At 41.0% G+C, this 13552-nt stretch carries 11 protein-coding genes; 7 read left to right on the top strand and 4 right to left on the bottom strand.

Annotation, left to right across the window (positions count from 1 at the left end; all coding sequences use genetic code 11):
* The first annotated feature begins 139 nt into the window (after positions 1 to 139).
* The gene (locus AAEY88_RS01100) at positions 140 to 280 is read left to right on the top strand and encodes an entericidin A/B family lipoprotein (protein ID WP_350557831.1); all 141 of its coding nucleotides are present in this window, start codon (positions 140 to 142) and stop codon (positions 278 to 280) included.
* 175 nt (positions 281 to 455) lie between these two features.
* Here the strand turns inward: AAEY88_RS01100 and hemW are convergent, their stop codons facing one another.
* Entirely contained in the window at positions 456 to 1706 is a 1251-nt protein-coding gene (hemW, locus tag AAEY88_RS01095; protein ID WP_350560391.1) for a radical SAM family heme chaperone HemW, read from the bottom strand.
* Between the two features lie 528 nt (positions 1707 to 2234).
* On the opposite strand from hemW, the gene AAEY88_RS01090 reads away from it, so the two are divergent.
* The 5 genes from AAEY88_RS01090 to accC all read left to right on the top strand — a co-directional run bounded on the left by AAEY88_RS01090 (position 2235) and on the right by accC (position 8633).
* A complete protein-coding gene (locus tag AAEY88_RS01090; protein WP_350557829.1) occupies positions 2235 to 2729 on the top strand; it encodes an EVE domain-containing protein in 495 nt (164 codons plus the stop codon).
* A gap of 523 nt (positions 2730 to 3252) precedes the next feature.
* On the top strand, positions 3253 to 4293 hold the full coding sequence (locus AAEY88_RS01085; RefSeq protein WP_350557827.1) for a hypothetical protein: 1041 nt from the start codon (positions 3253 to 3255) through the stop codon (positions 4291 to 4293).
* Positions 4294 to 4784: 491 nt separating this feature from the next.
* On the top strand, positions 4785 to 6152 hold the full coding sequence (locus AAEY88_RS01080; RefSeq protein ID WP_350557825.1) for an MATE family efflux transporter: 1368 nt from the start codon (positions 4785 to 4787) through the stop codon (positions 6150 to 6152).
* 515 nt (positions 6153 to 6667) lie between these two features.
* Positions 6668 to 7096 (top strand): acetyl-CoA carboxylase biotin carboxyl carrier protein, encoded by a 429-nt coding sequence (accB, locus tag AAEY88_RS01075; RefSeq protein WP_350557823.1) that lies wholly within the window; start codon positions 6668 to 6670, stop codon positions 7094 to 7096.
* A gap of 175 nt (positions 7097 to 7271) precedes the next feature.
* Entirely contained in the window at positions 7272 to 8633 is a 1362-nt protein-coding gene (accC, locus tag AAEY88_RS01070) for an acetyl-CoA carboxylase biotin carboxylase subunit (RefSeq protein ID WP_350557821.1), read from the top strand.
* Between the two features lie 169 nt (positions 8634 to 8802).
* On the opposite strand, the gene AAEY88_RS01065 is transcribed toward accC, so the two are convergent.
* Both AAEY88_RS01065 and leuA read right to left on the bottom strand, forming a co-directional pair.
* Entirely contained in the window at positions 8803 to 9420 is a 618-nt protein-coding gene (locus AAEY88_RS01065; RefSeq protein ID WP_350557819.1) for a hypothetical protein, read from the bottom strand.
* Positions 9421 to 9699: 279 nt separating this feature from the next.
* On the bottom strand, positions 9700 to 11484 hold the full coding sequence (leuA, locus tag AAEY88_RS01060) for a 2-isopropylmalate synthase (protein ID WP_350557817.1): 1785 nt from the start codon (positions 11482 to 11484) through the stop codon (positions 9700 to 9702).
* Positions 11485 to 11722: 238 nt separating this feature from the next.
* On the opposite strand from leuA, the gene AAEY88_RS01055 reads away from it, so the two are divergent.
* The gene (locus tag AAEY88_RS01055; protein ID WP_350557815.1) at positions 11723 to 12211 is read left to right on the top strand and encodes an Lrp/AsnC family transcriptional regulator; all 489 of its coding nucleotides are present in this window, start codon (positions 11723 to 11725) and stop codon (positions 12209 to 12211) included.
* On the opposite strand, the gene AAEY88_RS01050 is transcribed toward AAEY88_RS01055, so the two are convergent.
* On the bottom strand, positions 12208 to 13467 hold the full coding sequence (locus AAEY88_RS01050) for a YbfB/YjiJ family MFS transporter (RefSeq protein ID WP_350557813.1): 1260 nt from the start codon (positions 13465 to 13467) through the stop codon (positions 12208 to 12210). The two genes, AAEY88_RS01055 and AAEY88_RS01050, sit on opposite strands and share 4 nt — an antisense overlap.
* Positions 13468 to 13552 lie beyond the last annotated feature (85 nt).

Raw genomic sequence — 13552 nt, 5'->3', positions numbered from 1 at the left:
TTATATGGTACTTGTAAATACCTTAAAACTGATATCGTAACTTTGCTATTTTATCCTGCACCCAGTTAATGACGTTAAAGTATAGCGCTTAGCGTCATTTTCTTTATTGACATAAATCCACCCTTTTGAGGAAAATATTATGAAAAAAGTAATTATCGCATCTTTGACTGCTATGTTTGTACTAACTGGCTGTAATACTTTTAAAGGTTTAGGCCAAGACGTATCAAGTGCTGGTAGTGCTGTAAGTGGCACTGCACAAGAAGTACAAAACAAAATCTAAGCTCTATATTGTAAATAGAATAAATTAGATTTAGCAGTAAAAAGGCTTGCCGTTTGGTAAGCCTTTTTTATTTGCACACTACCAACCCTTTACTAGTACTAGCTAGAAAAACAATGCCTTTATGACCAAGCTCTCATAGCTAAACTTTTATAAAAGAGACATTATAAAAAAGCCCTTATAAAAACTCTCGTAATATCTGGTTTAAATAACGGCGTCCCAATGCTGTAGGTTGTAGGTTTTCTGAGCTATTGATTAACAAGTTTTTGCTAACCAGTTGTTCTACTTGTATAGCAATACTACTGTATTCCAGCCCTGTTCGCGCTTCAAACAATTTCCATGTTATCCCATCGTGTAAACGCAGCGCATTGAGCATAAACTCACTGACTAATTCATCACTAGCAATCACTTGCCAGCCAACCATTTTTGGCGCATGTTGAATAGCCTCGTTTTCTATACTTGTATTGTCTAAATCTTGGTTTTCTATAAATGTAGTAGCAACATAATCTTTGGGTAACCGTGATTTACTAAAGCGATAAATACCCTCATCTGTTGAATATTCTTCATTTTTTGAACTAATATTATTAATATTAATATTTTTATCGATACTAACTTTACCGTGAGCGCCTGCTCCTATCGCTAAATAATCACCAAACTGCCAGTAATTCACATTGTGACGACATGGCGCATCAGACGCACCAGCCCATGCCGACACCTCATAATTATCATAACCTAAGCTCTGTAATAAAGCCTGTCCTGCCTGCTCAATATCGGCCAAACTGTCTTCGTCCGGTAAGATTGGCTGATTACGATAAAATACCGTATTAGGCTCAATGGTCAGCTGATACCAAGATATATGGGTCGCTCCGGCATCATGCGCGATCTGAATATCATATAATGCCTCGATCATGGTCTGCTGCGGTAAACCATGCATTAAATCTACATTTACCCGCTCAAATCCAGCCGCACGCGCAGCATTGATCGCTGATAATGCCTGCTCGGGATCATGAATACGTCCAAGTGTCTGAAGCTTATCGGCCGCAAAACTCTGTACACCAATAGACAAACGATTAATCCCGACCTCTAGATATTCAGAAAATGGCGCATGCTCCAAAGTGCCTGGGTTGGCTTCCATAGTAATTTCAATATCGTCAGCAAAATTAAAAAGGATGCGTAAACCGGCAAATAAGCGCTGATACTGGGCAATCGGTAATAACGACGGTGTCCCGCCGCCAATAAATATCGAGCTAATCTTACGTCCTTGAGTCAGCGGCTGTTGTAAGTGCGCATCTGCTAATAGCGTATCGACATACTCGTCATACATCGACAGCTCTATATTTGCGCCCAGTTCATGTGAATTGAAATCACAGTAAGGACACTTCTTTACGCACCACGGAATATGAATATAAAGTGCAAGTGGAATACTCATCGCATTTATATTACCCGTATTAGCAATATTATCCGTACTCGTATTATGATAGCCATTAGGGTTATTCGAATTAGGAGCATTCAAAAGGGTATTAGGTTCAGATTTGAGCATATATGGACTTATTCATTAAAAATGACGCTGCGTTTGGCAGCAAAAAGTATCACTAGGATAACGGCTAAGCTCATTTAAAAAAAGGTTATATTAAAGAAAAGCGTATCGATCACAAAACCAGTAACAAACGCTTCTATTAATAGCGTTCTCTTGCAGGCAAAATAGCCAGGGTCTGTTGAACATTCACAAGTAGGCACTGCTGATCGCTGCTAGTTAATCAAAGATGTATTTCATACAAGGCGTAAACCAACGGGCATGCTAGTGCCTTAATTAGGTTTATAACACAGTATGGGACAATTTTAGCATCAGCCCCAACAATCCAAAACAGGGATAGGACTATTTGCGTATTTATTTTATTGGGTATTAACTCTAGCACCGGATAATAAACAGCACACAATCAATAATAGGATAAAACATATGGCATATTGGTTGATGAAGTCTAACCCCAAGTTTTTTGGGATAGATAACCTGCAACGTTTGGGAACAGAGAGATGGGATGGGGTGCGCAACTATCGCGCCCGTAACTTTATGCGCGATGATATGAAAGTAGGTGATAAGGTATTTTTCTATCATTCAAGCGCCAAACCATCAGGCGTCGTGGGCATCATGACCGTCAGTAAGGCAGGCTACCCTGACTCTAGTCAGTTCCATCCTGAACATCGACATTATGATCCTATAGCAACCGAAGAAAAACCACGCTGGTATATGGTAGATGTCACCTTCGATCAAGCTTTGACACAGATCCTGCCACTATCAGAACTTAAATTTATACCCATGCTTGAGGATTCATTATTACTCAAAAAGGGCTGTGAGCAATTAACCGTTATTCCGCTTGAACCCAAACACTGGCTAGCAATTATGGATATGGCAGAGACGCTTGGGTTGTTGAGAGACGGTGAAGACATTTTCTAGATATATAAAGCTAATATCTCCTGCTGTTAATCATATTAGCTTTATATATCTAGATGATTTATATTTTTTTAACCCTTTTGTCGAGATAATCATGACCTCAGTAACCATCAAAAAAGTTAAAACTGGTTAAAATCCACCATAGTAAGTGAGCAAATGGCTTTATTTTATCATCATGCAGCTTTATATTTTTTAGGGTGATAGATATTACATTGAAGTTATAAAAAAAAGTGAAAACATCAGTATTCCCAACTTCAACATTACTTAGCCAATAAGAAACAGCTTAGGACTCCTAAACCATAATTTATATAGCGCATTGATTACTTTCTAAAATTTGTTATAAAACCACTTAACGATTTTCCTAGCAATATCCTAACAAAATTTGTTATATTGCGGCCAGAACTGAACTTTCGATATTACAAAGTGTCGTATCAGTTCTTTATATTGAAATATAGTAGTTTTCATATGGCAGCTACACGCCCATGTCACTTTACAGCCGCAACTTCTTAATAATCAGGACTCATCTATGAGCGCACCCAAACTGCTATTATCTGTATTAACCATCAGTATATTGGGCTTTACACTCAATGGCTGTGGCAGCGATGGCGATAAGGTTAAAGAAGAATATGACCGCGTGGAAGATCAGGTCAAAGATGAATATGATCGTTTTGAAGATAAAATTAAAGATAAGTATAAAGAAGTTGAAGATAAGCTGACTGATGATGAAAAAGGTATGGCAGAGATATTAAAGTCCATATTTTTGCCAGAGGAATCATTAGATAATTTTTTAGATAAGCTGACGCCAGAGGGTGGCCGTGGTGGTCTTTATGTTGGTCACTTTGTTGAGATTGATGACGGTAATAACGACGATATTGACGTCGGTGCGGTATATTTTGATATTAGTGAAGACGGTGCTGGTAGTGTTGACGGGCGCATCAGCTATCAACAGCAGGCTTGTCAGGAAAATCGGACACTTGATGTCAATACAGGTATTAAAGTAGACAACTATATTGTGGGTAAAGTGACTGGCAGCCTTGATATGGCAAGTTTTTTAGATATTAAATATATCAATGATTTAAATATTGAAACACCAAATTTGATGACCACATTTGCTGGTAGCTTTAAAGATCAAATAAATGGCAAGCCGTGGAAAGGTAGCTTTGAGTATCAAGATTATTTAGGGGGGAAACAGTTATCAAGTGGCGATACTGATTGCCCGGTTACTTATACCCTCAGTGACCGCTCTAACTTTACCACCTATGCCCTTGATTACAAATTGGGTGATATGGCTCTTGATGTCAGTGGTAATGGCAGTCAAAAAACCATCACTTGGAAAAACCCTACCAACGCTCAACGCGTATTAATTAGCCAAATCAATGTGAATAAAGCGGAATCTGGGGCAAATGGTTATGTGCAGAATGTGGTCTTGACTAATAAGGAGGAACGATTTACACCTGTTATTCCAAATAGTCCGATTAACTACGCTATCGTGGTACAAGCATTTGATACCAATAACAATCTACTTGGCTATCAGGCAATCGTACTAGATTTACCTGAGTCTTTATAGCTTAGCGCAGTAGTGCCGGTTAATAGTCAATATGAGCGTCGCCGTTTCAGCACCCGCGTATTGGACCGCATTACTTAAGTCAGTTATAACTTGCCATTTTATATGACTGACTATGACGTACTATCTACTGCGAAAACGTTGACATCATAGCAAGGCTTGTTTACCATCATGTCTACTTTTGACCTGTCTATTCATAACTTGAATTGACGGGTTATTTTTATTTTAGTGTCCGTATTTTGGTGACTGTACTTTACTGGTATTTTAATTATTGAGTTTTATTGCTTTCATATCATAGTCATTTTATATTGTAATAATTCTCAATTTCTTAATAACCGACCATAACCAATCAACCCCTATAGTTATGTTTAACATGATTCATCAACATACTATTGTCGGCACTATCCCTACCCTACTGTTTCGCTATTGATTTGTTGATGACAGCATTTGTCCATCAACAATAACCACCGTGAATAATTGACAAGTTGCTAACTATGGTTTCCCCATTATCCTTTAAAGATTTTAAGAGCTACAGCTTACGCTTAGGCGTGCTAGCGTTACCTATTTTGATTACTCAGTTTTGCCAAGCAGCGCTTGGTGTTGTTGATGCCATTATGGCAGGCCAGGTCTCAGCGCTCGATTTGGCGGCGGTGGCGGTTGGTTCTGGTATTTGGCTACCGCTGTTTTTATTGGCAACGGGTATTTTGATTGCCACCACCCCCTTGATTGGTGAGGCAATAGGTCAAAATAAACACGATCAAGTACCACATATTACTCAGCAATCACTATGGACGGCTGGCGTTATTGGTATTATTGGTTTTATTATTGTTAATCTAGCGCCCAACGTGCTGAATGTGATGGGCGTCCCTGAGAACATTCAACCTATCGCTGCTCAGTATTTACATGGGGTTTCTTTTGGCTTTCCTGCTCTTGCGGTCTATGCGGTACTGCGAAGCTACTGCGAAGCGCTAGGTCGTCCTGAACCGGTAACGATTATCAGTATTATCGGTTTATTAGCAGATATCCCGCTGAACTATATTTTTATTCATGGTCTATATGGAATGCCAGAGCTTGGCGGAGCTGGCTGCGGGGTAGCAACAGCGCTAGTACTATGGATTAACGTGCTATTATTAGGCGCTTACACCACCTTTACTAAGCGCCAGCAATTTGCCAGCACCCGCTTTTTTTATAGCTTCACTAAACCCAATCGCGAGCAAATCACCAAGCTACTTAAGCTGGGTATACCAATTGGCATCTCTATCTTTTTTGAGGCCAGTTTATTTAGCTTAGGGGCACTGGTTATCAGTCCGTTAGGCGAATTGGCAACCGCCTCGCATCAAGTGGCACTGGCTGTGACTTCGCAGCTATTTATGATCCCCATATCGGTAGCGATGGCACTGACGATTATGGTATCCAATCGCTTTGGTGAGAAAAATCTCCTTGCTCTGCGTCATGTACAAGCGACTGGGCTTATTTGGACCGTACTTATTGCCATCGTTTGTATGCTTGGAATTTGGCTATTTAGGCCACAGCTGGCTGCCGCTTTCACTGATAATCTAGAAGTACGAGCACAAGCGATGCATCTGTTAATCTTTGCGCTCGCTTATCAGTTATTTGATGGCTGGCAGGTTAATATTGCTGGTATTTTACGTGGTATGCAAGACACTACTGTACCGATGTGGGTGACTCTATTTTGTTATTGGATAGTCGCTTTGCCGCTTGGAATCTATTTAGTGCGCTTTACGGATGTTGGCGCGCAAGGATTTTGGATGGCATTAATTACCGGTCTATTCTTATCTTCTATCCTACTCACATTACGTCTGCGTTATCAACAAAAACGCTTGTGGTCACAGTGGGCTTAGCCTATTAATAGAACGTTTGTGCTCAGGTTGACAATGATCCTGATAACCATCAGGACAATAAACTGAGCGCATAGCCAATGGATCTTCTCTCGAGTATGCAGCGCATGGATGCGCTTCTAACTTTTGTTATATAAAAATTCTAATTATTATCTTATAAGACTCTCTAGTTTTTCTAGTATGCTTGTCTATCGTAGCATGTGGTAATCAACGCTAGCACTACCTGCTCACATAGACTATGATAAATACCTGAGTTTTTATAGATAAAGTCTTGAGTTGCACTTTAAAGTCGCAAAAAACCACCCTAACAACTAAGCCATTCTTAATCTCAACGCTATAATTGCAAGGTATGACTCATTAATATGTCAACTTGCGTCAATGATATGTAAAAATTTCCAGTTAACAACTGTACATCGATTGCTCATTGCACCGAATATAGGTATCATTAGCGATTAATCAAACAATATTTTGTTACACTATTTTTTTCTTAAATTTTAGTATAAGGTCTCATTAAAATTATGGATATTGAAAAAATACGCACTCTAATCACCCTCATGGAAGAAAATGAACTGGTTAACTTAGAAGTCAGTTCAGACGATGAGCACATTAGCCTTACCCGTCATTACGACGCTCCTGCCCCAACGATGATGGCTGCTCCTACTGCTGGCGCTGCACCTGTTGCTATTGACGCCAAAGCACATGTAAAAGCTGGTAGCGTTGAGACCTCACCCATGGTAGGTGTCTTTTATTCTGCTCCTAGCCCTAACGATCCCCCCTTTGTCAAAGTCGGTCAAAAAGTGCAAGCTGGTGATACAGTTGGCATCATTGAAGCAATGAAAATTATGAACCCGCTTGAAGCGACTCAAAGTGGTGTCGTTGATGAAATCTTAGTGGATAACTCTGAGGTCGTACAGTTTGGCCAGCCCGTTATACGCTATAAAGCCTAACGGTATCTGCCCCACTTTACATAGTTATGATTGACACTTCGTTATGACTGTTACTAGAGTAATTATTGCTATAGTAGCTGTGACTACATCAATTGCGGTTGTATTGAATACGACTGCATGATGAGTAACCCGTAACGATCTGATTGATCACCGCTGCTTTGACAAGGATGACCCCATGATAAAAAAACTGCTCATCGCCAATCGAGGTGAGATTGCCCTACGTATCGTACGTGCCTGTAAAGCGCTTGGTATCGAGACCGTTGGTGTCTACTCTACTGCTGATGAAAATTTGATGCATTTGCGCTTCGTTGATGAAGCCGTCTGTATCGGCAAGCCTAACGCCAACCAAAGCTATTTGGATATTAATACCATCTTAACCGCTGCTGAAATCTCTGGCGCGGATGCCATTCATCCCGGTTATGGCTTTTTAGCTGAAAATGCTGAGTTCGCTGAGCGAGTCGAAGAAGCAGGGTTAACATTCGTCGGTCCTAACGCTGATCATATACGTTTAATGGGTAATAAAGTCTCTGCTATTAATGCCATGAAAAAAGCGGGCGTTCCTACCGTACCAGGCTCCGTTGGTGCCGTAAATCTACATAATGCTGAAGAACAAGCGCGCAATATCGGCTTTCCGCTGATAATTAAAGCAGCATCTGGCGGTGGTGGACGCGGTATGCGAGTCGTTGAGCGCTTTGATGAGCTTATCGGCCAAGTCCAAGCGGCAAAACAAGAAGCTGAGCTATGGTTTGGTGACGATACTGTCTATATGGAACGCTACTTACAGAACCCGCGCCACGTTGAAGTGCAAGTACTTGGTGATGGTAATGGTAATGCCATTCATCTCTATGATCGTGACTGCTCACTACAGCGCCGCCATCAAAAAGTGCTAGAAGAAGCGCCAGCGCCTGATATTCCTGATGATATCCGTCAGCCGATTTTGGATGCTTGTGTCAAAGCTTGTGAACTGGTTAAGTATCGCGGTGCTGGTACCTTTGAATTTTTATTTGAAAATAATGAATTTTTCTTTATCGAGATGAATACCCGCGTTCAGGTTGAACATCCAGTCACTGAAATGATTACCGGTATTGATGTAGTGGTCGAGCAATTAAAAATTGCCGCTGGTTACGGTCTATCCTATCGCCAAAGCGAGATTGAAGTTCAAGGTCACGCTATTGAATGTCGTATCAATGCGGAAGATGCCACTACGTTTATGCCCTCTCCGGGTACAGTTACCCAATTATTTGCTCCAAGTGGTGCAGGCGTTCGCTTTGACTCGCATCTCTATCCCGGTTATGAGATTCCCAGTTATTATGACTCGTTAATCGGCAAGCTGATTTGTCATGGACAGACACGCCAGCAAGCTATTGCCAAGACCACACATGCACTAGATGAGCTGATCATTGAAGGTATAAAAACCAATATTTCGTTGCATCGTGATGTTATTTTAGCCGATGAGAATTTTGTTAATGAAGCACAAAATATTCATTATCTTGAAAAAGAGTTACTTACTGCTAATAAAGAAAAAGTGGCATCATAATTCGCATGCTGTTGTTATTATCAGTAATAGTCATGACTATTACTGATAATAACTATGTATAACAAAAAACCGCTATCATCATCGATAGCGGTTTTTTATTATAGTTTAATAAGACAATTTTCACTAGCTAGATTGGACTACACTTAGCCATTCTAAATATGCTTAGCGACTATGGCAATACCCGATTGAAATTCATGAAGCATTCTTTACCATTAGGGTCAGCACACCATTGCATTTGATTGCCATCATGGTTTAAAAAAGCAATCAAAGCTTCATCAGTCTGATCGATTTGATTGCCTGAGCAATCCGGTTCATTGTTATCATAGATAGTTTTGATAGCAATAATCGGTAGACCTTCCTCCCTATGACTGACTATATAACGTCCATAAGTCAATTCTTTGCCACTAACCGCCCACATCTCATTGTCTGCGCCAAAGTTATATAGCTCACGGCACTGAGCAGACTTTACCCCTAATGCGCTTGTAGTCTGCGCGGCGTTAGGCTTGATATTAGACTTAGTCTTAACAATACGCTGCTCGTTTTGCGCTATTACTCCGCCTTCTGTGCCAGCAATTATTTTGGGCTCATTACTAACTAGCGACTGATCAGCGGACGCTGCTACTGGCTCGCCAATCGTATTTGTGCTATTAAGGTCTATCTCCCATTGGCCAGCGATAGCTGGACTAATGTGTGTCGTAATCGTCGATTTATTGACTGGTACACCATTAGCAGGTAGTGACGCTAGAATAGACGCTAGCGTAAATGAAGCAATTGAAACAGGTTCCATAATTAACCTTTTATTTATACTAATACGTTATATAAACATTAGCGTAAGTCCTAGACACTAAAAACACAAGTAATATTATGCTATCAACGTCCATACACGGATTAACACGTTAGGTAATAACGGTTTAATGTCAATTTGAGGTGCCAACCATTTAAAAAATTGGTAAATTAACATAGCAAAAAATAACGCCATGACCCTAGTTTGCTTACCGCAAAGAGACATGACGTTATAACCATTAAACTATTCGGCTAACTTGCTTAAGTAAGTTGCTATGTAAGCTTATGCTGCAGTCACTGCTGGTGCTTGGGCGAAAGCTGATAAAGCGCCTTTCAGCATAGCGGACACGGTGCTGCTACAAGTCCCAATACCTGAATAGACCTCACCGTCAACATTCAACTGTATATAAGCGGCAGCATTAGCATTGGTCTTGTTATTACTATTAGTATCATCATCGATACCGTCGCTACTGTCATGCTGTGGATTAATTGCATGCTCGGCATAGTTAATGACATGTAGTGATTTGCCGGTATGTTGTGCAAGGCCGTTAATGAAAGACGACAAGGGGCCATTACCTGTGCCATCAATAGTGATGGTGTCCCCATTCATCTGGACTTGGCCATTAAAGTAAACCTCACCACCTTTGTTGTTGACACTGTAATCAAGTAGCTCAAAATTACCTTGCTGTAAGTAAGTGTCTTCAAAGGTTTGTAGGATCTCATCGTTTTGTAATTCACGAGCAGCGGTTTCAGCTTGTTGTTGAACCACACGGCTAAAGTCAATCTGCATCCAACGCGGTAGGTTAAAGCCATAGTTACGTTGCAAGATATAAGCAACGCCGCCTTTACCCGACTGGCTATTAATACGTACCACATCTTGATAACTGCGACCAATATGCGCCGGATCGATCGGTAGGTAAGCCACATCCCAAACATTTTCAGTTTTTTCTTTATTGTTCTCATTATAATCAAGACATTTTTTGATGGCGTCTTGATGTGAGCCACTAAAGGCCGTAAATACTAACTCACCAACGTAAGGATGGCGTGGATGTACTGGTAAGTTATTACACTCGCTGACTACCTGCACAATCTCGCTCATATTGCTAAAATCAAGTTCAGGGTCGATACCTTGGCTGAACAAGTTCATCGCCATAACCATGATATCCATATTACCGGTACGCTCACCGTTACCCAGCAACGTGCCTTCGATACGATCGGCACCCGCAAGTATACCTAGCTCAGCAGCAGCTACGGCACAGCCACGGTCATTATGGGTATGCAGGCTGACAATCACATGCTCACGCTGAGCCAAGTTACGGCAAAAATACTCGACCTGATCAGCAAAGATATTGGGCATGGATGCTTCAACAGTTGCTGGCAAGTTTAGAATAACTTCTTGACCTTGTTGCGGCTGCCAAATATCACAAACTGCATCACAAACTTCTACCGCATATTCTGCTTCCGTTTGGCTAAAGCTCTCTGGCGAATATTGGAATACCCATTCTGTTTCAGGATATTGTGCAGCATACTGTTTTAATAATTTTGCGCCAGTGATGGCAATCTCTTTAATCTCAGCAAGGTCTTTACCATAAACTTTTTCACGCTGAATGCGGCAAGTTGAGTTATAGACATGAACGATGGCACGTTTGGCGCCTTTTAGTGATTCAAAGGTACGTGCGATCAAATGCTCACGGGCTTGCACCAATACTTGCAAGGTGACGTCTTCAGGCACATGATTTTCTTCGATCAATTTACGAGCAAAATCAAACTCAACTTGCGCCGCTGATGGAAAACCGATTTCAATTTCTTTAAAACCAACATCAACTAAGGTCTTAAAAAAGCGCATTTTTTGATCAATAGTCATTGGATCAATTAAGGCTTGGTTACCATCACGCAGATCCACACTTGCCCATAATGGTGCTTTTTCAACCGTTTTGCTCGGCCATATGCGATCCGGTAATGACGGCGCAAAAGCAAAGGGACGATAGTTACGAAAGTCAAAAGCGGCATGCTTTGGGGTGACTTTTGCAGTTTGGGTGGTCGCGGAGCGTGTGGTATGTTTAGACATAATCAATCCTTAGATGATGTGTTGGATTATATTTGGTTCAAAGATTATATTCGGTTCACAACAGTTACGTTTTAATAATCGGTATTATCATACGAGATAACAAAAGTTTATGCCATTATAATAGCAAAGTTTGTGGAGTGAAAAGCAGCTTTATTACATATAAATTAACTAATTTTTAGTGATTAACACTACTTTTATCGATATAATTAGATTAAATAACTAATATTATGACTACATTATGACAAACAAGCATTCTAACGATCAAACGACTTATGAAATCGACGATATTGATCAACGTCTACTGAGCTTATTGCAGACTGAAGCGCGAATGAGTATTACTGAACTTGCCGAGCGCGTTAACCTATCTGCTACTCCATGCGCGCGCCGTGTTAAGCGCCTAGAAGATGCAGGTATTATTACCGGGTACCATACTCAAACAGACGCGCAAAAGCTAGGCTACCCACTGGCTATTTTTATCGCTATCAGCATGGATCGTCATACTGCTGAACGCTTTGAGCAGTTTGAGCATAAAATTCAAAGCTTCGACGAAGTCATCAGTTGTAGTATCGTCACTGGACGTACCGAAGATTATTTAATTAAAGTTCGAGTACGCGATATGGCTCATTATGAAGAGTTTTTATTACATCGACTCAATCGCATTGAAGGTGTGGCGCAGGTTCATACTAGCTTTGAGCTACGGGAAGTGTTTAGCCGTAACGTGATTTAGATTGCTCGGTGCGACTGGCGGCGAAATAGTAATATTAAGACAAAGCTAACCAGCAGTCCGATACCAGCGACTAACAACCCGGCATTAAAATTATCATTTTCTCCAGCTAACGCTACTGTTACTAATGGACCAATAAACTGACCTGCCCCATAAGCTAAAGTAGCCAAGCCAATTAATAAATTAGAATAGGCAGGATTCATATTTTTGATAATATTAAGGGTCATTGAAACCATACCGACAAAGGTCGAACCCAAAATAGCCGCGTTACCATATAAACCAAATGCACCATCAAACCATAAAGGTAATAACATCCCAAGCGCTTGTAATAAAGTTAGACCCATTAAGGTTTTGACTTCGCCAATACGCTTGGCCAGCGCACCCCATAGAGGGTTAGATAGCATCGCAAAAATACCAACAACCAACCAAATCAGTAGTCCAGCATAGGTTTGTGTTGTTAGGCGCTGGGCTGCCATCACAGGTAAAAATGTCGCCGAGGTGATATAGCCAAACCCTGCGAGCACATAGCTTGCTGCCAATAATGAAATAGCTTTGGTTTGACCTACAATCGCCTCATATAAGGATCGTTTAAAATTAATATAGGTTTGGCGCACTGAACGATGTTCGGCGTTAGGCTGAGCTTGTGCTTGTTTAGAGGTATTAACATTCAACGGACGTACGGCGTATAACAGCCACAAAAGTGGCAAACTACTAATCCCTGCAACCAGCCAAATCATATCAAAGTGAAAGCCAAGCGTTAACAGCCACCAAGTGAGTATAGCAGAGGCACTAATACCGACACCAATACCAGCAAAATGTACGGTTGATAGTACGGAACGGCGCTCAATACTGAAACGCTGAATGATAAAAGAAGAACTAAGAATCATCGCTACCCCACTTGCGATACCTGCCAGCAGGCGAATGACATACCATAGGCTAAGAGACATATCTGGTATCACTAGCAAAATGGTAGTAACAATACTGACGATCGTGCCAAACATTAATGCTCGCCACGTGATGTGGTGGGGTATAAACATCGCAATCAGCGCGCCAATGAAGTAACCGATATAGTTGACTGAGGCCAGCCAACCAGCAATAGTAGTCGATAGCGCTAACTGGGTCATAATATCAGGTAAGGTGGCGGTAAATAAGAAGCGCCCATAACCCATTACTACCGCCATGCAGTAAAGTCCTATCAAGGCAGTAGCCGTTTCATTAGTAATGGTAGTGAATGTTCGGCTTTTAGAAGCAGTCATCATGACAGAGCCAATTTGTGGCAATTAGCACACAATCCTTTGTGTTAAAAAACGTTTTAGCAAACACCTTAGCATCGCTATATTATAG

This window comes from Psychrobacter sp. CAL346-MNA-CIBAN-0220 (assembly GCF_040309805.1).
GTDB lineage: Bacteria > Pseudomonadota > Gammaproteobacteria > Pseudomonadales > Moraxellaceae > Psychrobacter.
This window is presented reverse-complemented; position numbering and strand designations above follow the sequence as displayed.

What these genes read in the sequence shown, in the direction of transcription:
- AAEY88_RS01055 (WP_350557815.1), top strand. Translation starts at nt 11,723, where the DNA reads ATGACAAACAAGCATTCTAACGATCAAACGACTTATGAAATCGACGAT.
- accB (WP_350557823.1), top strand. Translation starts at nt 6,668, where the DNA reads ATGGATATTGAAAAAATACGCACTCTAATCACCCTCATGGAAGAAAAT.
- hemW (WP_350560391.1), bottom strand. Translation starts at nt 1,706, where the DNA reads ATGAGTATTCCACTTGCACTTTATATTCATATTCCGTGGTGCGTAAAG.
- accC (WP_350557821.1), top strand. Translation starts at nt 7,272, where the DNA reads ATGATAAAAAAACTGCTCATCGCCAATCGAGGTGAGATTGCCCTACGT.
- leuA (WP_350557817.1), bottom strand. Translation starts at nt 11,484, where the DNA reads ATGTCTAAACATACCACACGCTCCGCGACCACCCAAACTGCAAAAGTC.
- AAEY88_RS01065 (WP_350557819.1), bottom strand. Translation starts at nt 9,420, where the DNA reads ATGGAACCTGTTTCAATTGCTTCATTTACGCTAGCGTCTATTCTAGCG.
- AAEY88_RS01080 (WP_350557825.1), top strand. Translation starts at nt 4,785, where the DNA reads ATGGTTTCCCCATTATCCTTTAAAGATTTTAAGAGCTACAGCTTACGC.
- AAEY88_RS01090 (WP_350557829.1), top strand. Translation starts at nt 2,235, where the DNA reads ATGGCATATTGGTTGATGAAGTCTAACCCCAAGTTTTTTGGGATAGAT.
- AAEY88_RS01050 (WP_350557813.1), bottom strand. Translation starts at nt 13,467, where the DNA reads ATGATGACTGCTTCTAAAAGCCGAACATTCACTACCATTACTAATGAA.
- AAEY88_RS01085 (WP_350557827.1), top strand. Translation starts at nt 3,253, where the DNA reads ATGAGCGCACCCAAACTGCTATTATCTGTATTAACCATCAGTATATTG.
- AAEY88_RS01100 (WP_350557831.1), top strand. Translation starts at nt 140, where the DNA reads ATGAAAAAAGTAATTATCGCATCTTTGACTGCTATGTTTGTACTAACT.